The sequence below is a fragment of the Niveispirillum lacus genome, from assembly GCF_002251795.1.
GTDB lineage: Bacteria > Pseudomonadota > Alphaproteobacteria > Azospirillales > Azospirillaceae > Niveispirillum > Niveispirillum lacus.
Genome location: NZ_NOXU01000029.1, coordinates 37,730 through 63,350, shown reverse-complemented (window position 1 = coordinate 63,350; position 25,621 = coordinate 37,730). Strand labels below are relative to the sequence as shown.

General features: G+C 63.3%; 23 protein-coding genes. 13 read left to right on the top strand and 10 right to left on the bottom strand.

Translation table 11 applies throughout. The features are described 5' to 3' along the window. Positions 1–12: 12 nt before the first annotated feature. Complete coding sequence (locus CHU95_RS11795) at positions 13–354, top strand: cupredoxin domain-containing protein (RefSeq protein WP_094456549.1); 342 nt, start codon at positions 13–15, stop codon at positions 352–354. Here CHU95_RS11795 and CHU95_RS11790 read toward each other — a convergent pair whose 3' ends face one another. Next, a complete protein-coding gene (locus CHU95_RS11790; RefSeq protein WP_094456548.1) occupies positions 355–1,230 on the bottom strand; it encodes an EamA family transporter in 876 nt (291 codons plus the stop codon). It abuts the gene before it with no gap. A 152-nt stretch (positions 1,231–1,382) separates the two neighbouring features. On the opposite strand from CHU95_RS11790, the gene CHU95_RS11785 reads away from it, so the two are divergent. From CHU95_RS11785 to CHU95_RS11765, 5 genes are all read left to right on the top strand, one after another. Next, entirely contained in the window at positions 1,383–1,811 is a 429-nt protein-coding gene (locus tag CHU95_RS11785) for a DUF1801 domain-containing protein (protein ID WP_094456547.1), read from the top strand. A 97-nt stretch (positions 1,812–1,908) separates the two neighbouring features. Further along, entirely contained in the window at positions 1,909–3,405 is a 1,497-nt protein-coding gene (locus tag CHU95_RS11780; protein WP_094456546.1) for an aldehyde dehydrogenase, read from the top strand. Between the two features lie 173 nt (positions 3,406–3,578). Then, positions 3,579–4,223: an ATP-dependent Clp protease proteolytic subunit gene (locus tag CHU95_RS11775; RefSeq protein WP_094456545.1), complete on the top strand. Its 645-nt coding sequence runs from the start codon at positions 3,579–3,581 to the stop codon at positions 4,221–4,223. Between the two features lie 69 nt (positions 4,224–4,292). Continuing rightward, a complete protein-coding gene (locus tag CHU95_RS11770; protein WP_165772133.1) occupies positions 4,293–4,919 on the top strand; it encodes an MOSC domain-containing protein in 627 nt (208 codons plus the stop codon). A gap of 187 nt (positions 4,920–5,106) precedes the next feature. Further along, positions 5,107–7,482, top strand: coding sequence for a heavy metal translocating P-type ATPase (locus tag CHU95_RS11765; RefSeq protein ID WP_165772132.1), 2,376 nt, complete (start codon positions 5,107–5,109; stop codon positions 7,480–7,482). On the opposite strand, the gene CHU95_RS11760 is transcribed toward CHU95_RS11765, so the two are convergent. Then, positions 7,479–8,390 (bottom strand): aldo/keto reductase, encoded by a 912-nt coding sequence (locus tag CHU95_RS11760; protein ID WP_207762471.1) that lies wholly within the window; start codon positions 8,388–8,390, stop codon positions 7,479–7,481. The two genes, CHU95_RS11765 and CHU95_RS11760, sit on opposite strands and share 4 nt — an antisense overlap. Positions 8,391–8,525: 135 nt before the next feature. Between CHU95_RS11760 and CHU95_RS11755 the strand changes: the two genes are divergently transcribed. Both CHU95_RS11755 and CHU95_RS11750 read left to right on the top strand, forming a co-directional pair. After that, positions 8,526–9,443 (top strand): acyl-CoA thioesterase, encoded by a 918-nt coding sequence (locus tag CHU95_RS11755; RefSeq protein ID WP_094456543.1) that lies wholly within the window; start codon positions 8,526–8,528, stop codon positions 9,441–9,443. A 33-nt stretch (positions 9,444–9,476) separates the two neighbouring features. Beyond that, on the top strand, positions 9,477–9,908 hold the full coding sequence (locus tag CHU95_RS11750; RefSeq protein WP_094456542.1) for an acyl-CoA thioesterase: 432 nt from the start codon (positions 9,477–9,479) through the stop codon (positions 9,906–9,908). Here the strand turns inward: CHU95_RS11750 and CHU95_RS11745 are convergent. Further along, positions 9,901–10,734, bottom strand: coding sequence for a heme-dependent oxidative N-demethylase family protein (locus tag CHU95_RS11745; RefSeq protein WP_165772131.1), 834 nt, complete (start codon positions 10,732–10,734; stop codon positions 9,901–9,903). The genes CHU95_RS11750 and CHU95_RS11745 overlap by 8 nt on opposite strands. A gap of 270 nt (positions 10,735–11,004) precedes the next feature. Between CHU95_RS11745 and CHU95_RS11740 the strand changes: the two genes are divergently transcribed. The 4 genes from CHU95_RS11740 (at position 11,005) to CHU95_RS11725 (ending at position 16,798) form a co-directional block, all read left to right on the top strand. Continuing rightward, on the top strand, positions 11,005–11,400 hold the full coding sequence (locus CHU95_RS11740; RefSeq protein ID WP_207762470.1) for a DUF2946 family protein: 396 nt from the start codon (positions 11,005–11,007) through the stop codon (positions 11,398–11,400). Between the two features lie 85 nt (positions 11,401–11,485). Continuing rightward, entirely contained in the window at positions 11,486–13,780 is a 2,295-nt protein-coding gene (locus tag CHU95_RS11735) for a TonB-dependent receptor (protein ID WP_207762469.1), read from the top strand. A gap of 4 nt (positions 13,781–13,784) precedes the next feature. After that, positions 13,785–15,188 (top strand): PepSY-associated TM helix domain-containing protein, encoded by a 1,404-nt coding sequence (locus tag CHU95_RS11730; protein ID WP_094456538.1) that lies wholly within the window; start codon positions 13,785–13,787, stop codon positions 15,186–15,188. Between the two features lie 71 nt (positions 15,189–15,259). Continuing rightward, a complete protein-coding gene (locus tag CHU95_RS11725; RefSeq protein WP_094456537.1) occupies positions 15,260–16,798 on the top strand; it encodes a ribonuclease J in 1,539 nt (512 codons plus the stop codon). Positions 16,799–16,801: 3 nt separating this feature from the next. Here CHU95_RS11725 and CHU95_RS11720 read toward each other — a convergent pair whose 3' ends face one another. The 7 genes from CHU95_RS11720 to CHU95_RS11690 all read right to left on the bottom strand — a co-directional run bounded on the left by CHU95_RS11720 (position 16,802) and on the right by CHU95_RS11690 (position 23,297). Continuing rightward, positions 16,802–17,692 carry a DMT family transporter gene (locus CHU95_RS11720; RefSeq protein WP_245838175.1) on the bottom strand — a complete coding sequence of 297 codons (891 nt, stop codon included), beginning with the start codon at positions 17,690–17,692 and terminating at the stop codon, positions 16,802–16,804. A 21-nt stretch (positions 17,693–17,713) separates the two neighbouring features. Continuing rightward, complete coding sequence (locus tag CHU95_RS11715) at positions 17,714–18,523, bottom strand: isocitrate lyase/PEP mutase family protein (protein WP_094456536.1); 810 nt, start codon at positions 18,521–18,523, stop codon at positions 17,714–17,716. Continuing rightward, positions 18,520–19,581, bottom strand: coding sequence for a bifunctional transcriptional activator/DNA repair enzyme AdaA (locus tag CHU95_RS11710; RefSeq protein WP_094456535.1), 1,062 nt, complete (start codon positions 19,579–19,581; stop codon positions 18,520–18,522). Before CHU95_RS11710 ends, CHU95_RS11715 begins: the two co-directional genes overlap by 4 nt. A 56-nt stretch (positions 19,582–19,637) precedes the next feature. Next, on the bottom strand, positions 19,638–21,167 hold the full coding sequence (locus tag CHU95_RS11705; protein ID WP_094456534.1) for a hypothetical protein: 1,530 nt from the start codon (positions 21,165–21,167) through the stop codon (positions 19,638–19,640). After that, positions 21,164–21,919 carry an ABC transporter ATP-binding protein gene (locus tag CHU95_RS11700; protein WP_094456533.1) on the bottom strand — a complete coding sequence of 252 codons (756 nt, stop codon included), beginning with the start codon at positions 21,917–21,919 and terminating at the stop codon, positions 21,164–21,166. The genes CHU95_RS11705 and CHU95_RS11700 overlap by 4 nt, the downstream gene beginning before the upstream one ends. Positions 21,920–22,110: 191 nt before the next feature. Continuing rightward, a complete protein-coding gene (locus tag CHU95_RS11695; protein WP_094456532.1) occupies positions 22,111–22,590 on the bottom strand; it encodes a peptidylprolyl isomerase in 480 nt (159 codons plus the stop codon). Positions 22,591–22,697: 107 nt separating this feature from the next. Continuing rightward, entirely contained in the window at positions 22,698–23,297 is a 600-nt protein-coding gene (locus CHU95_RS11690) for a peptidylprolyl isomerase (RefSeq protein ID WP_094456531.1), read from the bottom strand. A 69-nt stretch (positions 23,298–23,366) separates the two neighbouring features. Here CHU95_RS11690 and CHU95_RS11685 point away from each other — a divergent pair, with 69 nt between their 5' ends. Then, on the top strand, positions 23,367–25,607 hold the full coding sequence (locus tag CHU95_RS11685; protein WP_094456530.1) for an intermembrane phospholipid transport protein YdbH family protein: 2,241 nt from the start codon (positions 23,367–23,369) through the stop codon (positions 25,605–25,607). The last annotated feature ends 14 nt before the right edge of the window (positions 25,608–25,621 follow it).

Here is a 25,621-nt window from a genome sequence, read left to right as displayed (position 1 = left end):
AAGGGGGAAGGGATGTCGCGACACCCGGGGCGATGGTTGCGGGCAACCTTGCCGATGGCGGTGCTGGGTCTGTTGGCCGGCTCTGGTGGGGCGCAATCGCCCAAGATTGTCGCCCAGCGTGACATTTCCTTCGTTCCCCGCGCCGTGACGATCAAAGTGGGAGAACAGGTGATCTTTCGTAACGATGACCCGTTCGGTCACAATGTCTATTCGCCGGCCCAGGAAAATATCTTTGATATCGGATTGCAGGACCCCGGCACGGAGACGCCGGTTACATTTGCCGTGCCCGGCGAATTCACCATCCAGTGCCGAATCCATCCAAAGATGCGCGCCAAGGTGACGGTGGTCCCCTGATCAGGCTGTCACCGTCTGGCGCTTGCGCAGGGGCAGGATGGTGATCACGATGCCCGCGAACAGCAGTGCCATGCCCAGCAGGCGCAAAGGGCTGAAGGTCTCACCAAAAACCAGGTAGGCGGCAAGCGTACCGGTCACAGGCACCAGCAGGGAAAACGGCGCCACCACGCCGGCCTTATACTCCCGCAGCAGCATGCCCCAGATGCCAAACGCCACCAGGGTCGACAGGCAGACGATGTAGAGCAGCGACAGGCCGGCAGTCCAGCCAAAGCCCGTCAATGCCGTCCAGACCCTGTCCGGCCCCTCCACCAGCAGCGACAGGGCAAGAACGGGCAGGGGCGGCACCGTGGACAGCCAGACCATCAATGGCAGGGTCGGCGTGGGTGGAAGCCGGCGCATCAGCACATTACCCATGGCCCAACTGGCCGCCGCCAGCAGTGTCAGGATGAAGCCGATCCAGGTTACGTCCAGACCAACCGTGCTGCCTGTCACCACCAGCCCCAATGCCGCCACGCCGGCGCCCACCAATTGCTGTGCTTTGGGCCGCTCCCCCAGCATGCCAGCGGCAAACAGCATGGTCAAAAAAGCCTGACATTGCAGCACGATGGAAGCCAGCCCCGGCGCCATCCCCTGATCCATGCCCACGAACAGAAAGATGTAATGCCCGGTGAACAGGAAGGTGGAGACAAGCACCAGTTGCTTGAACCCGATCCCCGCCGGGCGTGGAATGAACAGGACCGGCAGACAGGCCAGTGTGAAGCGCAGCGCGGTGAGCAGAATGGGCGGAAAGCCGGTCAGCGCCAGCTTGATCACGACAAAATTGGCGCCCCAGATCACGGCAACCAGAAAGGCGAGGGCGATGTGGAGGGGGCGCATTGATTGGACATTCAGCCGGATGATATCGAGATCATCATCGGAACACGTCAGTATTGCTGACGCAATTGCCAAGATGTGCCCGTGACAATTGACCTGTCCGCGAGGGGGTCTGTCCGCTACATTGGTGCCGATCTGGAAACAAGGACAGAGCCATGCAGACCAAGGACCCGAAGACGGGAACCGTGCTGTTGTCCGGTGGCAATCCGCAGATCGCCAAGGCAGATTGCGATGCCCCCGTTCAGGCCTACATCGCCGCGATGCCGGGCTGGAAAAGCAGCCTGGGACGCCAGTTGGACACGTTGATCGTCGCTACCCTGCCTGACGTGCGCAAGGCTGTGCGCTGGAACTCTCCGTTCTATGGCATGGGAGGCAAAGGCTGGTTCCTGTCCTTCCACGTGCTCACCCGGTACGTGAAGGTCACTTTCTTTGATGGTCTGTCGTTGGATCCTGTGCCGCCGGGTGGCACCCCGCGCAGCGGGAAGGCACGTTGGATCGACATCTACGAAAATGATAGGCTGGACGAGGCCACCATGGTGCAATGGCTACGTCAGGCGGCTGCCCTTCCGGGATGGGTTCCTTAAGTCTTTGCCATGTCGGGGGTTGCCGCCGCGCGTGGGGGCGGGCACTCTCTCACCCGACAGGCGGGGCACGCCCGCCATAACGGGAGAGAGACCGAGAATGGACGCCATCGCCGCCACCAACTGGCATGACCGCGCCGCCCGGCTGCAATTCCGCACCCAGGCCTTTATTGACGGTACTTATGTGCCGGCTGCCAGCGGCAAAAGCTTTGCCAATATCAGCCCGCGCGACGGCAAGGTGCTAACCCAGGTCGCTGAATGCGACGCGGAGGATGTGAACAGGGCTGTCGCTGCGGCGCGCCGTACCTTCGAATCCGGTGTGTGGCGTGATCAGCATCCCCGCGCGCGCAAGGCCGTGCTGCTGAAGCTGGCGCGGTTGATGGAGGACCATGCCGACGAATTGGCGCTGCTGGAAACACTGGACATGGGTAAGCCCATCCGTGACAGCCGCTCCATCGACATCCCCCTGTCGGTGCGCTGCGTCCAATATTACGCGGAGGCCATCGACAAGCTGTATGATCAGGTCGGACCCAGTGGCCCCGATGCCATGTCGCTGATCCTGCGCGAACCGCTGGGTGTCATCGGGGTGGTCGTACCCTGGAACTTCCCGCTGATGATGGCGGTGTGGAAGGTGGCGCCGGCGCTCGCCACCGGTAATTCCGTGGTGCTGAAACCCGCAGAACAATCGCCCCTGACCGCAATCCGCCTGGGTGAACTGGCGGTGGAAGCCGGTGTGCCGCCGGGCGTGCTGAATGTTGTGCCTGGTTTCGGGGAAACGGCAGGCCAAGCCATTGGTCGGCATATGGATGTCGACATGCTGGCCTTCACCGGCTCCACGGAGGTTGGCAAATATTTCATGCGCTATTCAGGGGAAAGCAACCTGAAGCGCGTGTCGCTGGAATGTGGGGGCAAGACCCCGCACATCATTATGCCCGACGCCGCCGACCTGGATAAGGCCGCTGCCAATGCCGCCGGCGGCATCTTCTTCAATCAGGGGGAGGTCTGTAACGCCGGCTCCCGCCTGCTGGTGCATGAAAGCATCAAGGATGAGTTCCTGGAGCGGGTCATGCACCATGCAAAGGGCTGGGCGCCCGGCGATCCGCTGGATCCGGCATCGACCATGGGCGCCATGGTCGATGCCAAACAGCATGAACGTGTCCTGTCCTATATCGACAAGGGCAAGGAAGAAGGGGCGTCGTTGCGGCTTGGCGGATCGGCGGCGCGCACGGATACCGGTGGCTATTACATCGAACCGACCCTGTTCGATGGTGTCGACAGTTCCATGACCATCGCACGGGAGGAGATTTTTGGCCCCGTCCTGTCCACCCTGACCTTTAAGACCACGGAAGAGGCGTTCAAGATCGCCAATGACACGATTTATGGTCTGGCCTCGGCTATCTGGACCCGCGACATTTCCACCGCGATGAAGGCGGCGCGGACCATTAAAGCCGGGTCGGTCTGGATCAACTGCTTCGATGCCGGTGATATCACCACGCCGTTCGGCGGCTTCAAACAGTCTGGGTTCGGCCGCGACAAGAGCCTGCATGCGCTTGAAAAATACACGGACTTGAAAAGCGTCTGGATCGACCTCTCATAATAGCGGTGCCCTCAATCGCCGGGTGCTGCTTCCGGCGGCTTGGCTACGCCGCATGGGCGGCGCGTCGGCGGTCGCCGCCGTGCCGACGGTCAAATTTTTGGGCCGTCGGCATAAGTATGAAACTCCATCCAATGATGGGTTGAACCGCAGCCCATTTCCCGCTAGGTCAGTGAATGCAGAATACCAAATTCAGGAGTGCCGCCTTGCTCGTCAATCCGATCCGTCTTGAGGACGAAAAGCCGGAGTCCGATGCCCAGGAGGAAAAGGCCAAGGCGCCGCCCTCCATCGCGCAGAACCTGTTCAAGGCCCGCACCATCCTGCTGTTCGGCGAGATCAACCAGAAGGTCGCCCAGGCCGTGACGGCACAGTTGCTGGGTCTGGCCGCCGAGAATGATGAGCCGATCAAGCTGATCATCAACTCGCCGGGCGGGCATGTCGAATCCGGCGACACGATCCACGACATGATCCGTTTCGTAAAGCCGCGCGTGCTGGTGCTGGGGACCGGCTGGGTTGCCTCTGCCGGCGCCCATATCTTCCTGGGCGCTGCCAAGGAAGACCGGTTCTGCCTGCCCAACACCCGTTTCATGATCCATCAGCCGGCGGGCGGTGTGGGCGGCCCGGCCACTGACATCGCCATTGAGGCGAAGGAAATCATCAAGATGCGTAAACGCATCAATGAAGAGATCGCCCGCGAAACCGGCCAGCCCTATGACCGCGTCGCTGTGGATACCGACCGTAATTTCTGGATGTCGGCGGAAGAGGCCAAGGAATATGGCATCGTCAGCCACATCATCGAAACGGCCGACGCGTTCCAGTAACAGGCGCACGGTGTGATGTTCAGTAAGGGCCGGTCCATTGTGACCGGCCCTTTGCCTATCGGGTGGGCGATGCGGCTTCTGCAGGTGAATGTCGGACGTGTCCAAACCCGCACCAACGCCCGAGGGCGGGAGGAGACGACCGGCATCGGCAAGCATCCAGTGACCGGGCCGGTTGGTGTGGGCCCTGCCGGCCTGGACGGGGATGAAAGCGCTTACCGCAGCCGTGACATCGGCGACACAGCGTTGCACGGATTTGCCGTGGAATCCTATGCTGCGCTGGAATCTCGCTTCGGCCAGGCCCTGCCACGGCCGGCTTTTGGCGAGAACCTGCTGTTTGCCGGGTATGGGGATGCCGATGCCCGTATCGGTGATGTTCTGGCCATCGGGACCGCTTTGGTCATGGTCAATCAACCGGTACCCCGATGCGGTTGGCCCGGTGTTTTGACAGGGGTCAAGGCGCTGGGCCCGCAGGCAATGAAGGCGGGCACCCCTGGCTGGTATATGCAGGTGGTGCGGGCAGGCATTGTGGCGGCGGGGGATGCGGTGGACCTTGTTCAACGGGGTGATGCAGCCTGGACCGTGGCGCGGCTGAATGCCCTTTTACTCAACAAACATCCCGATCCGGCGGTGGTGGCCGCAGCCTTGGCCCACCCAATCCTGGCGGACCGCTTCAAAAAAGAACTGCGGGCGTCCTGAATGGCGGTGGCGCCAAGCCGATCAGGACAAATACCCCTTGACCTTCCCATTGTGGGAAGGTTCACACAGCGTGGACATGAACGAAAGCAACAGGTGGGTTTGCGGTGGGTCAATGCCCGGAACCCGAATTTTCCTGTTTGCTGACCGTGCCCTCCAGTAACCGGCCAGCAGCCGGAAGGGGTTTGAAATGTCGTCTGCAAGCCTGTCTTTGCCCGTGCAGGGCATGCGTTGTGCCTCCTGTGCGGGGCGGATTGAAAAGGCTGTGGCCGCGCTGCCGGGTGTGGCGTCGGTCTGTGTCAACTTGTCGTCGCAGCGCGTTCTGGTCACGCCTGGCGACGCTGCCGGCCCGAAACTTCCGGTGGCAGTGGTCACTGCAATCACCAATGCCGGGTTTGAACCAGTGGTGCAGGCCAAACGCCTGACGCTGACCGGCCTGCGTTGTGCAGCCTGTGTCGGCAAGGCGGAAAAGGCGCTGCGGGCTGTACCCGGCGTGATTGATGTCAAAATCTCACAGGCCACCAGTATCGCCCTGATTGATGTGGCGGAGGTCAGCGATGATGACCTGACCGCCGCTGTGCATAATGCCGGCTATGGCGTCGCGGCGGCGGCGGAGCCAACAGCCTCTGCGGATATCCCGACCGCCATTACCGCCAGGTCAGAACCGGGTCTGGGCGAAGGAACACGGGCGGCCCTTGCCCTGATCCTGTCCATGCCGCTGGTGCTGCCGATGCTGGGCGGTCCGCCCCTTCCAGCCTGGGCGCAGTTTATCTTGGGCAGTCTGGTACAGTTCGGGCTGGGCTGGCCCTTCTATGCCGGAGCGTGGAACGCCTTGAAACACCGTACGGCCAGCATGGATGTGCTCGTCGTGCTGGGCACCTTGGCGGCGTGGGGCCTGTCCGGCTGGATGTGGCTCGACGCCCATGCCGGGCATGCGCCCCACCTCTATTATGAGGCGGCATCGGTGATCATCGCGATGCTGCTGCTGGGCCGATGGTTAGAAGCACGGGCCAAGCGCAAAACCGGTGCGGCCATTGAAGCGCTGATGGCGCTGCGGCCCCTGTTGGCGCGGGTCCGTCGTGACGGGGCGGAGGTCACCATGCCGATCGCCCAGTTGCAGCGCGGCGATGTGGTCCTGGTGCGGCCGGGTGAACAGGTGCCCGTCGATGGTGAGATCCTGGATGGCACAACCCACCTGGATGAAAGCATGCTGACCGGGGAAAGCCTGCCGGTAGCCAAGGGGCCGGGGGCGGCTGTCACCGGCGGGTCATTGAACCTGGATGGCTTCATTGCCGTGACCGCGGGGGCGTTGGGCGCCGACAGTACGCTGTCGCGGATCATCCGGCTTGTCGAACAGGCGAGTGCGGGAAAGGCGCCAGTGCAGCGCATGGTCGACAAAGTGTCCGCCATTTTTGTGCCGGTGATCCTGGCGCTGGCGCTGCTGACCCTGGCCGGCTGGCTGCTGGCAGGGGCCGGGGTGGAAACGGCGTTGATTAACGCCGTCGCGGTGCTGGTCATCGCATGTCCTTGTGCCCTGGGCTTGGCCACACCCACCGCGCTCATGGTGGGGACCGGGGTCGCGGCGCGTGCCGGTATTCTGATCCGCGACGCGGAGGCGCTGGAGCGGGCGCGGGATATCGGTGTGGTGGCTTTTGACAAGACCGGGACCCTGACCGAAGGCAAACCGGCGGTGGTGGCGGTGCAGCCGGTGGCGGGGGGCGACCGCATCCAGGTTCTGCGCCTTGCCGCCGCGCTGCAGGTGGGCAGTCAACATCCGCTGGCGGCGGCAGTGTGTGACGCCATGCCGGCTGTGCCGGCGGCCCATGCGATCCGTGCGTTGCCGGGCCTGGGTGTGGAAGGACAGGTGGCGGAGCAGCATTTGCTGCTGGGCAATGCCCGGCTGATGGCAGAACGCGGCATCGATATCCGGGATCTGGCGCCCGTGGCACGCGGCCTGACGGCGCAGGGCCGCACCCTGTCCTATCTGGTGGCCGATGGGATGCTGTTGGGACTGATCGCCTTTGGTGACCGGATCAAACAGACTGGGCCGGCAGCCATCGTGCGGCTGAAGGCATTGGGCATCCGGACGGTGATGGTGACCGGGGACAATGCCGGAGCGGCAGCGGCGACCGCGGCATCCCTGGGGGTAGAGGAGGTGCTGGCCGAACTGCTGCCCCAGGATAAGGGCGATGCGCTGGCCGATCTGCGCAAAGGCGGCCGGGTGGTGGCCATGGTGGGTGATGGTATCAATGATGCTCCGGCCCTCGCTGCTGCTGATATTGGCTTCGCCATGGGCACCGGTACCGATGTGGCGATGCGGGCGGCGGGCATTACGCTGATGCGCGGCGACCCGGCGCTTGTGGCGGATGCCATCGCGATCTCAGGCCGAACCGTTGCCAAAATCCGCCAGAACCTGTTCTGGGCCTTCATCTACAACATTATTGGTGTACCGCTGGCCATGGCCGGGCTGCTGAACCCCATGCTGGCCGGGGCGGCCATGGCAGCATCCAGTGTCTGTGTCGTTGCCAATGCCCTGCTGCTGCGGCGCTGGCGGCCAGGGGTCTAGGGCATTGGGGTACCACGGGCCGCGACCAGGACGCCATACCAGTCGGCCCCCGTCATTTCCACCTTGAGGGCATCCGCAGCTTCCCGGATGCGGTCAGGCGTCTGGCTGCCGACCAGCGGGATAGGGCGGGCAGGATGGACCATGGCCCAGGCATAGGCAACGGCGGCGCGGGTGGTGCCCTGTCGATGGGCAATGATGTCCAGGGCGGCGGCGACACGGGCGGTGCGGGCATCTGCCGCACCACGCACCAGTCCGCCACCCCCCAGCGGCGACCATGTCAGCACCGTCAAGTTCCGTTCCAAGGCCTGATCCAGCACCCCGTCAAACAGGGGAGCGATATGCAGGGGGGAGAATTCCGGTTGGACTGACAGCAGCCGGAACGGCAGATGTGCCGCCAGGGCCGCCACCTGCGCCGGGGTGTAGTTGGAGACGCCGGCCGCCTTGATCTTCCCCTGTTGGCGCAGTTTGTCCAGGGCCGCCGCAACCTCCGCCGGGTGGGCCAGCAAATCCGGGCGGTGGACCTGATAAAGATCGATGCAGTCGACATTCAGCCGACGCAGCGAGGCCTCGCAACACGCAATCAACTGCTCGCCGCGTTGATGATAGGGGATCGGTGGTTGAATACCGCCCTTGCTGGCCAGCACAATCTGGCCACGCAAACCAGGATTGGCGGCCAGAACCCGGCCGAACAGCGTTTCCGCTGCACCAAACCCATGTTCATGGTCGAAACCGTAGATATCGGCTGTGTCGAACAGGGTGATCCCGGCCTCCAGGGCTGCCATGCAGCGGGCCGTCGCAGCGCCCAGATCATCGCCGTGATACCGCCACATGCCCCACCCCAGGGCGGAAAGAGCGGGCGCACCGTCAATCAGTTGACGGGGACTGGTATTGACGGTCAGGCGATCCATGGGGGTTCCAGCAGCAGCGGCGCAGTCGGGGACGGCATCCTTCTACAAGCAAATCACCCATGCCGCCACCATGCTTGCCAGCCAGCCGCCAGGGCTTGGATAGTGATACGCCTGTTTGAACAAGGATTGTCCGCAATGGAAGTGACCAACGCCGTCGCCGTCGGGGAAGAAGGTGAAGTGCCCAGCGCGGCGGAGAGGGTCGAAAGGCTTGTCCGCCTGCTGACAGTTACGCAGACCGGGCCCGACCTATACCAGGGGTCGCGGCAGATCGGCGGGCGTGGCCGTGTGTTTGGCGGTCAGGTCGTGGCCCAGGCACTGGCCGCTGCCATCCGCACCGTCGACGATGGCCGTGTCGCCCATTCGCTGCACGCCTATTTCATGCGCGGTGGCGATGAGGATTATCCGATCGACCTGCGTGTCCACCGCGATTTCGATGGGCGCAGCTTTGCCACCCGTCGCGTCGAAGCGATCCAGGGTGGTGAGCCGATCTTGACCCTGTCGGCATCCTTCCAGCGGCCTGAACCGGGCCTGGCGCATGCCGATTACCGGATGCCTGCGGTTCCCATGCCTGACGATCTGCCTGCCGAGGCCGAGGTGGTGAAAGGGTTCATTGATCGACTGCCGGCCCCGTCCCAGGCCTTTCTGAAACGCTTGCGGTCGGTTGAGCTAAGGCATGTTAACCGGGTGGACCCCACCGATGGGCTGCCGCATGACGCGGTCCAGCATGTCTGGTTTCGCGTCGTAGCCACCATGCCGGATCATCCCGACCTGCACCGGGTGGCGCTAGCCTACATGTCCGATATGGTGTTGTTGGGATCATCGCTGCTGCCGCATGGCATCAACTGGCTGGCCGGCACCGCCAAGGGGGCCAGTCTGGATCATGCTGTCTGGCTGCATGAGCCGGATTTCCGGGTCGATGATTGGCTGCTCTACACCACGCACAGCCCCTGGTCCGGGGGTGGGCGCGGCCTGAACCATGGCCGGATCTTCGACAGGCAGGGACGGTTGATTGCCAGCACGGCACAAGAAGGTGTTATTCGCCGTATGCGCTGACCCGGCGCCCAACATTACAGGAACCGCCCCGCCATGACCCGTCCCACGGCCCCCTCACGCGCCCATTACCGTCATTTCCGCCGGTTGGACACGCGCTGGATGGACAATGACGTCTATGGCCATGTCAATAACGTCACCTACTATTCGTACTTCGATACGGCGGTGAATGGCTATCTGATCGACCAGGGTGTGTTGGACATCCATAAAGGTGCGACCATCGGCCTGGTTGTGGAGACGGGTTGCCGGTATTTCGCGCCGGTTGCCTTTCCAGACAGTCTCGAAATCGGCATCCGTGTTGCGCATCTGGGCAACAGTTCCGTGCGCTATGAGGTGGGAGTGTTCAAGGTTGGGGACGAGTTGGCTGCGGCTGCGGGCCATTTCACCCATGTCTATGTGGACCGTGAGACTCGCCGCCCTGCTCCCCTTCCACCGGACTTCCGCGCCGTACTGCAAACGCTTATCTGACGTCATCCAGAGCGGCCAAGGCCATCGCCCCTGTCCGTTGCAGCCCCTTATAGGCCGCAACAGCATCGGGAAGGCTCCGCAGGATGGAAGCGAACTGATACCGTTGCGCCCCGTTTAGAGCGGATAGCGGCCGCATATGCGTACGGATGGTGAAGATCACGGCGCCGCTGACCGGCAGTTTGGTCAGCGTTTGCCGCTCCACCCGTAAATACAACCTGTCTGCGCCATTGCTGTCGTTGATGCTGGCATCAACCGGTTTATGCGCCACGGTGCCGGGCTGAAACAGTGCCGGGTCGTCCGCCAGGGTCCAGTTGACCCGCCAGACCGTGCGGCCGGCGGCCAGCATGTCGAAGAACCGGTCCACGGGTGTGGCCAGGGTGGTGGCATAGCTGGGAACCCGCCGGTGGATACCGGGCAACGGCTTGCCCAGCATATGCGGCAGGAACCAGTGGGAAGGGAAACAAACCGCCCCGCCCGTCAACCGCCAGCCCCCCGCCGATGGGGTCATCAGGCACAGATCGTCGGGCTGCAGATGGGCTGCCATGTGCAGCGGGTGATCAAAATCTGCCATTCGCAGCGTTGTACCGGTCACCGAACTGTGGATCCCGTCGGCTTGGCGCTGAAACCAGCCCGGAAAATGGTTGGTGAGATGGGTGCTGACCAGGGTCAGACACTCGCCGGCTGCGTCAAGCCCCTCTGGCATCAGGGCCAACACATCCCATTTCTGATTACGCAGCCGGTTCGACCGTTCGGTTAGCTGCGCCGTCCAGCCCGCATCGGGCGCAAGCCACGTGGCCGGGTCCTGACTGCGCAGGCCCATGGTCATACGGTAGGTGTCACCGTCAAAGGGCCAGGGAAATGGTTCGGGCGGTAGGGGGTCCTGCATGTCGGCAGTTTAGCAGAAAGCTAACAGAGCCTGCCACCGGTGCGGGTAGAGGCTGTGCCAAGGTCAGGTGTGATGAATGCCCGACCTCGCCACCGAGATGCTTTCCCCGACATGCAGCAGAGGAAAGGGAGGGTGGCCATTGCGTCGCACCAGGGGGCCATTGACGCGCCTGGTACTTGGGTTCATTACACCGGTATGAGCAGGGGGATTTTGTCCGTCTTCAAGGTCATGGCACGGCAAGTGGCGCCGTGGACCCTGCTGCTTGCCTTGCTGCTGCGGGGCATGATCCCCGGCGGCTACATGCCCAACCTCAATCCGGACAATGGCGAGGGTTGGCTGGTGATCTGTACCAGCGTCGGATCGGCCAGCATCCAGATGGATGGGGCGGATGGCGATGGTGCGGCCCCCGCTGATACCGCCCATCAGGGCCTTTGTCCCTTTATGGGTATGACCCTTCTAGGCCCGGTCCTTTTGCTGCTGGCGCTGTTGCTGCCGGCGGTGCTGGATGCGGTTATCCGTTCTTCCTTCACACCTTTACGGCGTCGCCGCCTGTGGTGCGGTCCGACGCTGGGCGCGCGGGCGCCGCCGCTTTCCTGGGCTTGCTGATCCTAACCATCCCAGGAAATCCATAGTTGGCACCACCCGCCTGAGACATTTACAGGCGTGGGTCCGGTCGCCGGAGGAATTTGCCGTGCCCCGCACGCCTTTTCGCGCCCGAAGCCTGGCGGCTTCGGTTGCCCTTGTCGCCTTTGCCACGCCTGCCTTTGGTCAGGAATCCCAGGTCGCCGAAGCCACCCCCATCCAGGAGGTGATTGTCATCGGCCAGCGTGATGTACCCATCACCATCGTGCCGCGCGGCCTGTCTGTTTCCTTAGGTGCCGAGCATTTTGCCGCCATCAATGCCGTGAATGTCGAAGACCTGATGAAATATGCGCCGAACTTCTTCGTGCGCAAACGCTTCATCGGTGATGCCAATGCCGTTCCCGGTTTCCGTGGCACCCATTCGACGCAATCAGCCCGTTCGCTGGTGCAGGTCGACGGGTTCACCGTTTCCAATTTGCTGGGCAACAGTTTCGGCTTTCCGCCCAAATGGGGTGTGGTCGGTCCTGGCGAAGTGGCGCAGTTCGATATCGTTTATGGCCCCTATTCGTCCCGCTATCCGGGCAATTCGATGGGTGGCATCATCTCCATCACCACCAAGCCCCCGCAGGACGGTGTGGAAGCTTTTGCCACGGCACAGTACTTCGTGCAGCCCTATAAACAGTACGGCACGGACCGGAATTTCGATGGCTATACCGGGGAGGCCGGTTTCGGTTGGAAACAGGACGATGGACCGTGGAGCGCCCGCCTTTCCTACCGTCGGTTGGAGAACCAGGGCCATCCGCAGCAATTCTATCAACTGACACCTGCCACGGGTTCGGCGGCATCAACCCTTGTGACCGGGGCTGTCACCGACCCGGACCTGATCACCAAAACGCCGGTCTCTGGTGCTTTCACGGTTGAGGACACCACACAGGACCAGTTGCGTGGCCGCATCGGGTATGATTTCGGCGATGGTTGGAATGCCGCTCTGTTGGCCGTGCTCTGGACCAGCGAATATGACGGTACCAGTCCCACCACCTACCTGCGGGATGCGGCTGGCAATCCGGTCTTTACCGGCCGGGTCACGGTGGATGGGCGGCAATTCACCTTGCCCGCTATCAACCTGTCGGTAACCGAACGGCGGGAAATCCTGGGGGGGCTGAAACTGGAGGGGCCAGTGGGCGACTGGCAGGCCAGCTTGAACCTGTCACGCTTCATCATCGACAAGCAGCGCGCCCGGACATCGACCGGCTATCTGAACGGGATCAACAGCACCCTTGGCACTGACACACGCCAGGGGGATACCGGCTGGTGGACTGGGGATGGGCAGGTGGAGCGCACGCTGGGCGACCATGAACTGGCTATCGGGTTCAACAGCAGCCTGTATGAAACCGATCAGACCATCTATGGCGTCAGTAATTGGCGTACTGGGGCCACACCGATTTTCACCACAGGCACCGGCGGCCGGTCCCGGCAACTGGGCGCCTTTGTCGATAATGCCTGGCAGGTAACGCCGGCAGTCAAACTGACCGGTGGTCTGCGTGTTGATCACTGGCGGGCGTTTGACGGGCGCATTGGCAGCCGCGTTTCCGGTACACCGCGCTATCAGTCCTACACGGATCGCAGTGATACCGCAGTCAATCCGTCCGCTGGTCTCCACATTGACCTGCCGGGTGATTGGGTCGGGCAGGTGAGCCTGGCGACCGCCACCCGCTTTCCCACGGTCGCGGAACTGTTTCAGGGGCGTCTGGACGGCAATGGCAATTTTGACATCAACAGCTTCGATCCCAATCTGAAACCGGAAAAGTCGCGCGATGCCAACCTGATGCTGCGCCGGGCCTTTGATGATATCCGCTTCACGGGCAGCATTTTCTATCAGCGGGTTGAGGATGCGATTTTCAACCAGCAGGGTTTCAACCAGTTCGGCATTGTCACCTCCTCTTTTAAAAACATCGACATCGTGCGTCAGTGGGGCGTGGAGGGGATCGTTGAGGCGGCGAATCTTGGCGGCATCCAGGGGCTGGACCTTGATTTTAACGCCGCGTGGATCGACGCACAGACGGTACGCAACCGGTCGGTGCCGGCCTCTGAGGGGGTGCAGTTCCCACGTATCCCCAAATGGCGGCTGAACGGCAACGCCCGCTACCGGTTTGCACCGGATTGGCAAATCTCTACCGGCTGGCGTTATGCGTCGCGCCCGAACACCAATCTGGAAGGTACGCAACGCGGCGATACCTATGGCTACATGTCAGAGCTGATGATCTTTGATGCAAAACTCTCCTGGGATGTGACAAGCCAGACGCAGATCAGTGTCGGTGTCGACAATATCGGCAATGACAAGGCCTGGGTCTTCCACCCCTATCCGCAACGCACCTTCACACTTGAACTGAAATGGAAGGGCTGACGCCATGACGGACCTGTCGACCAAGTCATCCGGCGATACAGGGCCGGGCAAAGCTCTTTCGGCCAAAGGATGGCTGGATTACCGGACCATTTGGCGTTGGCACTTTTATGCGGGCCTGTTCTGCGTGCCCTTTATCGTTGCCCTGGCCATTTCCGGTGCGCTTTACCTGTTCAAGCCGCAGGTGGAGGCGTTCATCGACCGGCCCTATGACCATTTGGTCCTGACTGGGCCGGCGGCGGATGCCAACGCGCAGGCACTGGCCGCCCTCGCGGCCGTGCCAGATGGCACCTTGCGCACCTACATCCTGCCGGAGGAGGCAGATGATGCGGTGCGCGTCCTGGTGCGGGATGGGCAGGGGGCGGTGTGGCGGGTCTATGTGCATCCCCAGTCGCTGGAGGTGCTGCACAAGATCCGGGAGGAAGACCGCCTGATGCAGCAGATCAAGAAGTTCCATGGTGAATTGCTGCTGGGCGATAATGGGTCGCTGTTTGTGGAGCTTGCCGCCTGCTGGGGTATCGTTATGGTGGTCAGCGGCCTGTACCTTTGGTGGCCACGCGGTCAGCAGGGATGGGCGGGCGTGCTTTATCCCCGGTTGACGGCGGGCGGGCGGACCTTTTGGCGCGACCTGCATGCCGTGGTGGGACTGTGGGTGTCGTTCCTGGCCCTGTTCCTGCTGCTGACTGGTCTGCCCTGGGCATCCGTATGGGGAGAAGCCTTTAAAACGGTGCGCAAGGCCACCGGCACGGCGGCAGTTCAGCAGGACTGGACCACCAGCCGCCGCGCCGAGCGGGCGGGCCATGACGCCCATGATCATGCAGAAGCCGATGGAATGCATCATGCCGGCCTGTCCATGGATGATATGATGGTTGGCGCTGTCAGCTTGACAGAGGTGGTGGCCAGGGTCACGCCACTGAATCTGGCCGCGCCGGTGCTGATCAACCTGCCGGCCAGCGTGGGCGGAAACTGGGCTGTGCGGTCGATGACAGCCAACCGGCCCAACCGCGTCGCCATCGACCTGGACGGGTCCACCGGTACCATGGTCCGGCGGGAAGATTTCGGTGACCGGCATGTTATCGACCGGGTGGTCGGCATCGGCATCGCGGCACATGAGGGGCAGTTGTTCGGCTGGGTCAACCAGGCACTGGGCGTTGTCGCTGCCCTGGGTCTTGTCCTTTTGTCGGTCAGCGGGGCGGTGATGTGGTGGAAACGTCGCCCGGCCGGCGCGCTGGGGGCGCCGCCGCCGCTGCGCCTGAAGGGCAGTCCGGCGGTGATGGGGATGATCCTGCTGGGTTTTGCCCTGTTCCTGCCCTTGCTGGGGGCCTCGGTCATCCTGGTGGCCCTGATCGACCTGGTCATCCTGCGACAGGTGCCGGTCGCCCGCCGCTGGCTGGGCCTGCGGCTGGCCTGACCAAAATCCCATGCCTGACCCGCGCGCAGCAGCTTTGACAAAGTTGCTGCGACGCGGGATAAGGGTGGGGCATGACAGAGACTGATTTCGACGCTTTGCATGAAAGCGTTCCCGCGCTCCCCCGTATCGGGGCCGGTGCGGATACCGACCGGGCGGATGCCACCGTCATCCCCTTCCACCGTTACACTGATTATGACCGCCGCTGGCCCGTTCCGGGCAAGGGCGAAGTTCTGGTAGTGCCTCTGGGCGGCCTGGGCCGCATTGGCATGAACTGGACACTCTATGGGCATGACGGGTCCTGGGTGCTGGTTGACGCCGGCATCGCCTTCCCCGACCAGGGTGTCGAGGGCGTTGACTGTGTGATCCCCGACCCTGCCTTTTTGGCCCCCATCCGTGACCGGTTGCTGGCCCTGGTGGTTACCCACGCCCATGAAGACCATATCGGCGCCATCGACCGGCTGTGGCCGCAAGCGATTGACTGCCCGATCTGGGCCACTCCTTTCGCCACCAAGCTGATTGCCCGCCGTCTCGATGAGGCTGGCGCCCTGGAAAAGGTGACGTTGAACAGCTACCCAGTTGGTGGTGCCTTCAATATCGGCCCCTTCGGTTTCCGCTCCATCCGCATGACCCATTCCATTCCCGAACCGGTGGCGCTGGCCATTGATACGGTGGCTGGAACAGTGCTGCATACCGGTGATTGGAAGTTCGATCCGGAACCGGGCATTGGTCAGCCAACCGATATCGCCGCTTTGCGCAAGCTGGGCGATGATGGGGTGCTGGCCATGCTGTGCGACAGCACCAACGCCCATAAGGATATGCCACCTACATCGGAAGCGCAGGTACGCCGAGCCTTTGATCAGTTGTTCGCCACCCGCAAGGGGCAGATCGCGATATGCTGTTTTGCCACCAATGTAGCGCGTGTGGCGTCTGCTATTGCCGCTGCCGCCGATGCCGGCCGTCAGGTGGCGCTGGCTGGTCGTTCCATGCGCAATTGCGAGGAAGTGGCCCGCGACCTCGGTCTGCTGGAGCATGTGCCGGAACCTTTGACCGAACCCGCCCATCTGAAGGGGTTGGACCGTGATAAGGTCGCCCTGATCTGTACCGGTGGGCAGGGTGAAGAAAGGGCGGCCCTGGCCAAGCTGGCCCGTGGCGAGCGTCGTTTCCCGCCCTTTGGCGCCGGCGACACGGTGGTTCTGTCGGCCCGTGTCATCCCCGGAAACGAGGAAGCAGTGGAAAAAGTGGTTTCCAAGCTGCGTGCCCGTGGCGTGGAAGTGCTGATGGGGTCCGAGCTGCTGGGTGGCGAGCCGCTGCATGTTTCCGGCCATCCCGGCGCGAACGAATTGCGGGAGCTTTATGCCCTGGTGCGCCCGCGCATTGCCCTGCCGGTGCATGGGACCGAGATGCATCTGGAGGCCCATGCACGGTTGGCCCGTGCCGCCGGCTGTCAGGCGGCGATCATGGCGGAAGAAGCGGAAGTGGTCCGTCTGTCCGACGGCGGGTCGCGGGTGCTGGGTCGGGTAAACGCCCCCCTGCTGGCCCTGCGCAGCCAGCCGAACGGGGATCGTGCAACCTATAATCCCGTGAAGGTCCTGGTGGCCGGACAGGTGTGACCATCAGCCCCGTCCCTTGGTGTTGACCAGCGCGACACCCCCCAGCGCCAGGGCACCGCCGGCCAATGTCGTCCATAAGGGCAACTCGCCCGTCAGGGGCACGGCGACGGTGGAAGCGACCACCGGCACCATGTAGAGAAAATTGGCCCCGCGCGCAGCACCGAAATGGCCCAGCGCGTAGGTCCAGGCAGCATAACCGATGGCTGCCGGGAACAAGGCCAGGAAGACTAACGCTGCTTGTACCGGCCATGGGGCGGCCAACGCCTGCTGTACCCCCTGGCCCAGCCAGGGCGTCAGCCACAGGGCGCCGGTCAGCAGCGTCAGCGCGGTGGAGGGCAGCGCGCCATAACGGCCCACCAATGGGCGTTGCACCACAAAATAGGTGGCAGTGGCGACCGCGGCACCGATCAGCAGGGTCGCCCCACTGCCAAAGCGCAGGCCACCTGGTTGTCCCGACGCGATCAACCCGACGCCTGCCATGCTTATCCCCATGCCGATCCAAGCCCAGCGTCGGAATTTCTCCTTCAGGAACAGGGTGGCAAGGATCACGGTCAGCACCGGCGCCACGTTGACGATGAAGCTGGCCGCTCCCGCTGCCACGGTCTGCTGTCCCGTATTCAGCAGCAGGTTATAGAGCGCGATCCCAATCCCCCCGCAGGCGGCAAAGCGCACCGCATCCAGCCCACGCGGCAGGAGAGGGCGGGTCAGCAATAAAAACAACAGGGCCAGCAGCCTTGCCATGGCAAAACGTGCTGCCGCCAGGGGCAGCGGGTCCATGGCCGTCAGCGCCACGCGGATGGAGGGAAAGGCTGATCCCCAACTGATGACAGTGACCAGAACGGCCAGCAGGGGAAGCAGACCCTTGCGGCCGGGACCCATGGTACGAACGGGCATGATTGTCTCCAGCGGCCAGGCTTAGGCCGACGCGCCCGCCATCAGGCTGTTGATCTGGCCATAGGGCATGGGATCGGCGCAAACCGGATCGGAAACACCATCGCGCAGGAACGCCGCACCCAAGACAGCAACCCGACCCCAGAGTTGTTCCGGCAGCGCCGATCCTGCCGACAGCCGGCGCACCCCCAGCGTCGCTAGTTCCGCCGCCGGGAGAAGCCCAGGGCGGGCCATAACATTCAGTGGTACATGAATATTATCTGCGATATATTTGATTTCATTCGGATCAGTCGCGCCTGCGGGAAAGAGACCAGAGGCGCCCGCCTGGGTGTAGATAGCGCCACGCCGTACCACCTCTGCCGCCCGCTCACCCGTTGGGGCCAACCCACGCAAATAGACATCGGTGCGGGCATTAATGAACAGGCCGGGGCCCACGGCCGTACGGATCGCCCTGATTTTGGCCGCCAGCAGATCGGGCATTCCCGCCCCATCCTCGATATTCACCCCCACCACCCCGGTGGCCATGATCTGTTTGGCCAGATGAGCCACACTGGTGGGGTCGTCGCTATATCCGGCTTCCATATCGATGCTGACCGGCAGGTCGGGCACCGCCCGCACGATCATGCCTGCGGTGTGCAGCAGCAGGTCGGGGGGCAACCGGTTGCCATCCGCGATGCCCAGGGCCCAGGCCAGACCGGCGCTGGTGGTTGCGATGGCCCTGGCCCCCAGGCTGCGCATCATGCGCGCGCTGCCGCCATCCCAGACGTTACACAGGATCAGTGGATTATCCCCCCGGTGAAGGGCGTGGAAATGGTCGAGTTTTGCGTCGGTCATGATGCCTGTTCCAGGGAAAGCGGAAGGTCGGAAAGGTTCAGGTGGCGGCGGGCATAAGCGCCCCAGGGGTGCCACCGTTGCTCACCATCATAAAGCGGGGCCGGTCCGTCCCAGGGCGCCGGTAAGCGCCGTCCCGGCCGGTCCGCCACCAGCGGGGCCAGGGTCGGGTCCTGAGACAGATGGTCATTGATGCTGGCCATGTCCGCCGACAAATCAAATCGCCGCCTTAATCGCGCGGCAAGGGCTGACAACGCCCGGATGTCGCCGGTATGGATCACAGCGCGCAGTGCATTGCCCGCCGGCAAGGCCGTTACGGTGATCTGCCCGTCGGGCAGGGTGCGTCGCCAGACCTCGCCTGTCACCTGTTCGGCCGGATCGTCCTGTGCGGCGATGGCGGAGAGAAGGTCGGGCCAGTCGAGCGGTGGGCGGTAGCGCAGACAGAGGATGACCCCATCGCGGGCGACATTGCCCTCTGCCCGGTCGGCGACCAGGGATTGACGGCGTAGTTCACGCGGGGGACGACCATATAACGCCTGAAAGGTCTCGTTGAACCGGCGGATGCTGCCAAAACCAGAAGCCAGAGCCACCTCTGCCATGGGCAGGGCGGTTTCATGCAGCAATTGTTTGGCGAACAGCACCCGGCGTGTCTGGGCTACCGTGACAGGGCTGGCCCCCAGATGTTGTTTGAACAGGCGGCGCAACTGCCGTTCCCCGACACCCAGTCGCCCGGCCAGCGTATCGACGCTGGCATCATCGCCATCCAGCGCGCCGTCGGCGATCAGCGCCAACCCGCGTGAAACGGTGTTGGAGGTGCCGCGCCACACGGCAAGGTCGGGGGCCGCCTCTGGCCGGCAGCGCAGGCAAGGACGGAAACCCGCCTCCTGTGCTGCCGCCGCTGTGTGGTAAAATCGACAGTTTTCTGCCTTGGGTGTGCGCGCCGGACAGATCGGACGACAATAGATCCCTGTGGTCAGCACCGCTGTAAAGAAACGCCCGTCAAAACGGGCATCTCTTGTCGCAACGGCGCGATAACAGGCGGTGGGGTCGAGCGTTTCCATGGCCTGATCCTGCCATGGGGCGTTGCCGCCGGCTCGCGGTTTTCGGACATGGACGCTCAGGCATTGTTCCGTTTCGGCCACAGCAACACAACCAGCGCACCGGCATTCAGCAACAACAGCAGCGGCACGGCCCAAAACGGCGCCAGAAACTTCAGGATAAACCATCCCAGCCCGAACAGCGCAAAGCCCAGCAGCATCTCGCCGAACAGCGCGATGAGATTACCCTGATAACGTTTCTGGAAGGCTTTGCGCCCGCCCAGCACCGGGCTCTGCCGCATATCCATGGCCAGATAGGTCGTGACCGACAGCAGCATGATCAGCCAGAGCAGAAGGCCGGACCATGGGGTTGACAGTGAAACGTAGAAGCATAGGGCGCTGGCTGGCACGATGGCCGGCAGGGCAGCGGCCAACAGCCGGTCCCGCAGCATGCGGCGGGCGGGAACGGGCGCTGTGCCCAGCAGATCGGGCGCATCCTCTCCGGCGAAGGCCAGCCAGACCAGGGCCCCAGCCAGAAGTCCGGCAACAGGCACCACACCCATCCAGCCGAAAGCCATCTGTTCGCCAGAGGCTGTGCTGATATGTTTGCCGACACTGGGCAGCACAACCGGTGCTGCCACCAGCAGGATGGAGAAGACCTGGGTCAACAGGCTCGGGTCGCGCAGGATCAGGCGCCATTCCTTCCAAAGCACGGTACCGGTGATGCCTCGGAGGCGCATGGCGAACGGCCGCTGATCCGCCTGTTGGCGGCGCGGAGAGGAATCGGTACCAGCAGCGGCATTAACGCTGCGTACAAAGGCCGGACCCAGCGCCATGGTGACCACGGTAAAGCCGCCCAATGACACCAGCAGAAGCACCAGGAACGGGAGTGGTTCACCTGTGAGGGCTGCCCCCAGCCACTGCACCGGTGCCATGGCAGGATGTTCGCCAAGGGCGGCCATAGCCTGGAAATTCTGCGCCTGCGTTGCTTTGTCGGCACTGTTGTTCATGTTGGGGATCTGCGCTGCCAAAGCGGCGCTGATGCCGATCACCCCGCCCAGTACCTGCGCTGCCGTTCGTGCCCGTCTTGCCCCCACCAGTTTCACCAGCCCCAGCACCAACAGGAATGAGACAGTCACGGCCAGCAGGCACAGGGCCGGCAGAGTGACATAGCCGACCAGCCAACGGGCCGACACCATGACCGCCCCTGGATTCATGAAGCAGGCCGCCATGGCCAAGCTGCTCAGCATAACGGCCAGACCGACCGCCAGCAGCCGCACCGGCACGATGGTCCCCGGCCGAATGGGTGACGAGAGCAGGAGGTCCAGATCACCGCGCGTATAAATCGCGTTCACCGTCATCTGTAATGACGCGGCCAGCATGATGGCCACAGAGAGCAGGCCCATACCCCCAAAGATCAGATGCAGATTTTCCGGCGCCAACCGCAACTTGGAGAAACCAAAGACGGAAAGTGCCCCGATACCGTGCATGAACAGGATGCCGACAATCAGGATTGCCCAGGCCCAGGGCCCGGTCTTTTTGGTCCGCAGCGTCATCCGCAGTTCATGGCGCAGCAGCCAGGCAAGCCCGCCGGGTTTCAGGGTGATCATGCGGCCACCGCCTTGCCGGAGACGAGGTCAAGGAACAGGTCCTCCAGTGATGCACCATCACGCCCGTGCCGCTGCCGGAGCTCGTCCAGGGTGCCTTCGGCCAGCAGCAGCCCGTGCTGGATGATGCCGATCCGGTCCACCAACCGTTCCGCGACCTCCATGATATGCGTGGTCAGGATGATGGTGCAGCCCGCCCGCGCCCGTTCTGCCAGGAGATCCTTCACCTGCCGGGCAATGGCGGCGTCCAGGCCGGTCAGCGGCTCATCCAGGATCAGCAGGCGCGGATCATGAATCAGCGCGCCGGCCAGGGCCGCTTTCTGCTTCATGCCGCGCGAAAACCCCTCGCAGCGTTCATGGCGGTGATCAAAAAGTTCTAGCCGGGTGAGCAGTTCTTCCGCCCGGTCCGTGGCGGTTCTGGCATCAATGCCCCACAGGCCCGCCACAAATTCCAGATACTCAACCGGGGTCAATTTGTCATACAGCATCGGTTCGTCTGGCAACCAAGCGATCTGCCGTTTGGCGGCCACCGGATCGGCGGCGGTATCGGTGCCGAACACATGGATGCTGCCGGCGCTGGGGTTCAGCAGACCAACCACCATCTTCAATGTCGTGGTCTTACCAGCGCCATTAGGGCCGAGCAGGCCATAGAATTCGCCAGGCTGGATCGTCAGATCGATCCCTTTCACCGCCTCCTTCTCACCATAGGATTTGCGCAGGCCGCAGATTTCCAGAGCGGGGGCAGGCTTATTCATGGGTTGCAACCGGGATAATGCCGAAGGGAATATATAGTTAACAATAATTTGATCCCAGCAGAAGTCTTTCGCAATTTCTATCTTGGCAAGACAAGCGCTTACGCAGAGCCGCTGCCGGTCGGCAAAAAGCGAAACGCCGCCGTGGTTTCCCAGCGGCGGCGTCCCTCACATCACCCGACCTGATACAACGATCAGGCGGCGTCCACGTCGGCGGCAACGGCCATCTTGATGATCTGGTCGGGGTCCTTGACCTCGCCGTTGCGACCCTGGCCGCGCTTGATGGCATCGACATGTTCCATGCCGTCAGTGACCTTACCCCAGACCGTGTACTGGCCATCCAGGAAACGGGCATCGGCAAAGCAGATGAAAAACTGACTGTCGGCGCTGTTGGGGTTTGCCGCCCGCGCCATGGAGCAGGTGCCGCGCACATGCGGTTCACGCGAGAATTCCTGCGGCAGGTTCTGGCCGGAGCCGCCCATGCCATTACCATCGGGGCAGCCGCCTTGGGCCATGAAGCCTTCGATCACGCGATGGAAGGTCAGCCCGTCATAAAAGCCTTCGCGGGCCAGTTCCTTGATACGGGCCACATGCTTGGGCGCCAAATCGGGGCGCAACTGGATGGTGACGCGGCCACCGGCCAGATCGAGATAAAGGGTATTTTCCAGGTCCATGTCAGTCGTCCTTGCCACCGGTTGCCCCGGTTCGCGGTTGCATGTCGATCCGCACCATAGCGGCATGCGGCACAGATGGGAACAGGGGCGGCGGGATGGCCCACCCGCTATTTCGGCGGGGCCTGCGGTTTGGCTTGTGCGGCCGGTTTTGGCGCGCGCGGCGGGTCGGACTGGACACGCATGGAAATGATCCGGTCGGGTTCCCTCACATAGCCATCCTTGTTTTTATCTCCGGCCTTCACCTTGTCGATCAGGTCCAGGCCCTTGATAACATGGCCCCATAATGTGTAGTTCCCATCCAGCGACGGGTCCTGCGCACGGGTGAGGATGAAGAATTGGCTGTCGCCGCTATTGCGGTTCATGCCGCGTGCCATGGATACGGTGCCGCGCACATGCGGCTCTTTACTGGCTTCCAGTTCCAGCCAGCGACCCGTGCCACCGCGACCCGTGCCGCTGCGGTCGCCCGTCTGGGCCATAAATCCCGCAATCACGCGGTGAAATGCCACCCCATCATAAAACCCACGCCGTACCAGTTGTTTGATACGGGCCACATGGATAGGAGCCAGGTCGGGCCGCATCTGGATCAGCACGGTGCCGGTCTTTAATTCCATGACCAGTGTATCGTCAGGATTGGCTGCGGGTCGTGTTGCCTCTGCCATGGGCGCGGCCAGGAACAGACAGATTAGAATCAGCAGGCGCGAAAGCATGGGCGGTATCATCTCTACCTCGTTGCGCGTGCCACGATAGCGGCCGCATCCTTGCATGGAAAGACGGGGATGCCATACCGGGCGGCGGAATTTGCCGGGAAGGGGTCGGGATTGCGGGCTTGGGGACAAAAACAAAGGCTGCTGGTCGCCGGTGCTGTCACGGCTCTGCTGATGCTGGCGCTCTGGCTGGCCCTGCCGGGCTTGCTGGCCGCCAGTTGGACGCAGCAATTGCGCGCCTTGGGCTATCCGCAGGCCGCGCTGGCCATTGATGATCTGGGATGGACCCATGCCGTCGGCGCGTTCTCCCTTGGCGGAGAGGCCGGGGCCGACGGTTTTGAGGCCGACTTCACGCCCATGGGTCTCTGGCAAGGACGCCTGTCCCGCCTGACCGTCCGGGGCCTGCGCCTGGAACACCCGCTTTCCCTGACCAGCCCTGGCCTGCCGGCGGACCTGCCGCTTGCTGGCCCCGTCTTTTTCAAGGATGCGCGCTTGTCCCTGGCTTTGCCAGGTGGGGTCGGCACCCTGCCTTTGACGCTAGATGCCAGCTTTACGCCCGTGCCCGATGGCTGGCATGGGGAGGCAAAGGGGATATTGGCGCTGGGCCGCACGGGTGTTCCCGCCCAGTTCACAGCCGATTGGCGGCAAGGGGCCCTGACCGCTGCCGGCTTCACCCTTGACCCGACCCAGGGTGGCCCCCGCCTCAGGGGCCAGGGACAGGCCCGGCGCCTGGCCGATGGTCATTGGACCGGTACGCTGGACGTGGCAGCCACGGGCCTGCCGGACGGTCTGCCCGATCTGATGGTGAAATGGGAAAACGGAACGGGCGTGGTTCTGCTGGATTGGAATCGGGTCGCACGGTTCACGGCCTTGCTGGATAGCAATGTTCACGGCAAAAGACGTCTCAATGCCCGGCTGAATGTCACCGAACCGGCCCAGTTCGCGGCGCGTCTGGGGCGACCCGATCCCGGCCTGATCGGCGGCCGCGTGGACCTGAACTTGTTGGCAGATGGTTTCACGCTGGAGGATTGGCCCCGCACCTGGCCCGATCTGGCGATCCGATTGGATGCAAGCGGCATCGGCCTGGGCAAGGGCCCGCGCGACAATGCCCTGTCGCTGGGCGCCGTTGCCCGGCGTATTGATGGTACTTGGTGGCTCTCCCCGCTGGCCGATCAGCCGGGCCGGCTGTCGCTGCCCACCCTGGGGCTGGAGGCACGGGGGCTGCAACTCACAGGGGTTGTCAGCCTGCCCCTGGACCTGGACCTGGATCTGCGTGCCGCCAGCCTGCGCCTGCCCTGGCTGGCGCCGTCCGCGCTGACGGCCAAGCTGCGCGGTGATCCGGGCAGCGACCTGCGTGTGGAATGGAAGGCCACCAATGTCGATAACAGCGTCAATCTCAGCGGCTTTGTCGATGTCGATGCCGGCGGCGGCCGGCTGCTGGCGAACCTGTCACCTGTATATCTCCAGCCCGGCGATGCCGCGCGACTGTTTCCCGGAGCGCCGCTGCCTACCGGCCTGTCCGGTACCGTTGCCGGTCGCCTGACCGCCGGCTGGACCCAAAATCATGCCGATGGCGCCGCTGACCTGATGTTGGAGAATGTGGGCTGGTCGATGCAAGGCTTGAACGTAGCGGGTGTCAATGGTGTGTTGCGCTTTGACCGGTTGTCACCCCTGTCCATGCCGTCCCAGACGGTGGCCATCGGCCTGTTCGATCCAGGCATCGCCCTGACCGGTGGTACCGTCGGGTTATCCATGGGAGGTGATGGGGTCATGCGGTTGGTCCCAACGCCCTTTACCTGGGCCGGACAATCCGTGTCGCTAACGCCTACATCATTTCGGATAGGCAACAGCTATGTTGATCTGCGTCTGGACGTGCCGGCGACACCCTTGCCGGATGTCCTGACGGCCCTCGGTGTGGACGGGGTTGTCAGCGATGGCACCGTTATTGGATCGATACCGATACGAATATCGGCGACGGGCGCCCGCGCCGGCGATGGTGCCCTGCGGACCGTAGGGCCTGGTCGTCTGGCCCTGCGGGAGGGGGCGGCCCTTTCCTGGCTTGCACCGGAGCGGAATGATAGTCTGGCCCTGGTTGCCCGGGCCTTGAGCGATTACCGGTTCCGCGCCCTGGCCCTGGATTTCAAGGACGGTGAGCGCCGTTTATCCCTTTCAGGGGCTAATCCATCACTTTATGGGGGCTATGACATGCCGATGAACCTGCGCCTGTCGCCGGCACCCGCGTCGACAACAGTCCCCGCCATACCGGCCGAGATTTCAGCCGCAATGGCGGCATTCAAGGCGCGGCGGGACTGACAGGGCCAGGAATG

Excerpts from the sequence above, each read along its gene's own strand:
- CHU95_RS11795 (WP_094456549.1), top strand. The coding sequence starts at position 13 with ATGTCGCGACACCCGGGGCGATGGTTGCGGGCAACCTTGCCGATGGCG.
- CHU95_RS11790 (WP_094456548.1), bottom strand. The coding sequence starts at position 1,230 with ATGCGCCCCCTCCACATCGCCCTCGCCTTTCTGGTTGCCGTGATCTGG.
- CHU95_RS11785 (WP_094456547.1), top strand. The coding sequence starts at position 1,383 with ATGCAGACCAAGGACCCGAAGACGGGAACCGTGCTGTTGTCCGGTGGC.
- CHU95_RS11780 (WP_094456546.1), top strand. The coding sequence starts at position 1,909 with ATGGACGCCATCGCCGCCACCAACTGGCATGACCGCGCCGCCCGGCTG.
- CHU95_RS11775 (WP_094456545.1), top strand. The coding sequence starts at position 3,579 with ATGCAGAATACCAAATTCAGGAGTGCCGCCTTGCTCGTCAATCCGATC.
- CHU95_RS11770 (WP_165772133.1), top strand. The coding sequence starts at position 4,293 with ATGCGGCTTCTGCAGGTGAATGTCGGACGTGTCCAAACCCGCACCAAC.
- CHU95_RS11765 (WP_165772132.1), top strand. The coding sequence starts at position 5,107 with ATGTCGTCTGCAAGCCTGTCTTTGCCCGTGCAGGGCATGCGTTGTGCC.
- CHU95_RS11760 (WP_207762471.1), bottom strand. The coding sequence starts at position 8,390 with ATGGATCGCCTGACCGTCAATACCAGTCCCCGTCAACTGATTGACGGT.
- CHU95_RS11755 (WP_094456543.1), top strand. The coding sequence starts at position 8,526 with ATGGAAGTGACCAACGCCGTCGCCGTCGGGGAAGAAGGTGAAGTGCCC.
- CHU95_RS11750 (WP_094456542.1), top strand. The coding sequence starts at position 9,477 with ATGACCCGTCCCACGGCCCCCTCACGCGCCCATTACCGTCATTTCCGC.
- CHU95_RS11745 (WP_165772131.1), bottom strand. The coding sequence starts at position 10,734 with ATGACCATGGGCCTGCGCAGTCAGGACCCGGCCACGTGGCTTGCGCCC.
- CHU95_RS11730 (WP_094456538.1), top strand. The coding sequence starts at position 13,785 with ATGACGGACCTGTCGACCAAGTCATCCGGCGATACAGGGCCGGGCAAA.
- CHU95_RS11725 (WP_094456537.1), top strand. The coding sequence starts at position 15,260 with ATGACAGAGACTGATTTCGACGCTTTGCATGAAAGCGTTCCCGCGCTC.
- CHU95_RS11720 (WP_245838175.1), bottom strand. The coding sequence starts at position 17,692 with ATGCCCGTTCGTACCATGGGTCCCGGCCGCAAGGGTCTGCTTCCCCTG.
- CHU95_RS11715 (WP_094456536.1), bottom strand. The coding sequence starts at position 18,523 with ATGACCGACGCAAAACTCGACCATTTCCACGCCCTTCACCGGGGGGAT.
- CHU95_RS11710 (WP_094456535.1), bottom strand. The coding sequence starts at position 19,581 with ATGGAAACGCTCGACCCCACCGCCTGTTATCGCGCCGTTGCGACAAGA.
- CHU95_RS11705 (WP_094456534.1), bottom strand. The coding sequence starts at position 21,167 with ATGATCACCCTGAAACCCGGCGGGCTTGCCTGGCTGCTGCGCCATGAA.
- CHU95_RS11700 (WP_094456533.1), bottom strand. The coding sequence starts at position 21,919 with ATGAATAAGCCTGCCCCCGCTCTGGAAATCTGCGGCCTGCGCAAATCC.
- CHU95_RS11695 (WP_094456532.1), bottom strand. The coding sequence starts at position 22,590 with ATGGACCTGGAAAATACCCTTTATCTCGATCTGGCCGGTGGCCGCGTC.
- CHU95_RS11690 (WP_094456531.1), bottom strand. The coding sequence starts at position 23,297 with ATGCTTTCGCGCCTGCTGATTCTAATCTGTCTGTTCCTGGCCGCGCCC.
- CHU95_RS11685 (WP_094456530.1), top strand. The coding sequence starts at position 23,367 with ATGCCATACCGGGCGGCGGAATTTGCCGGGAAGGGGTCGGGATTGCGG.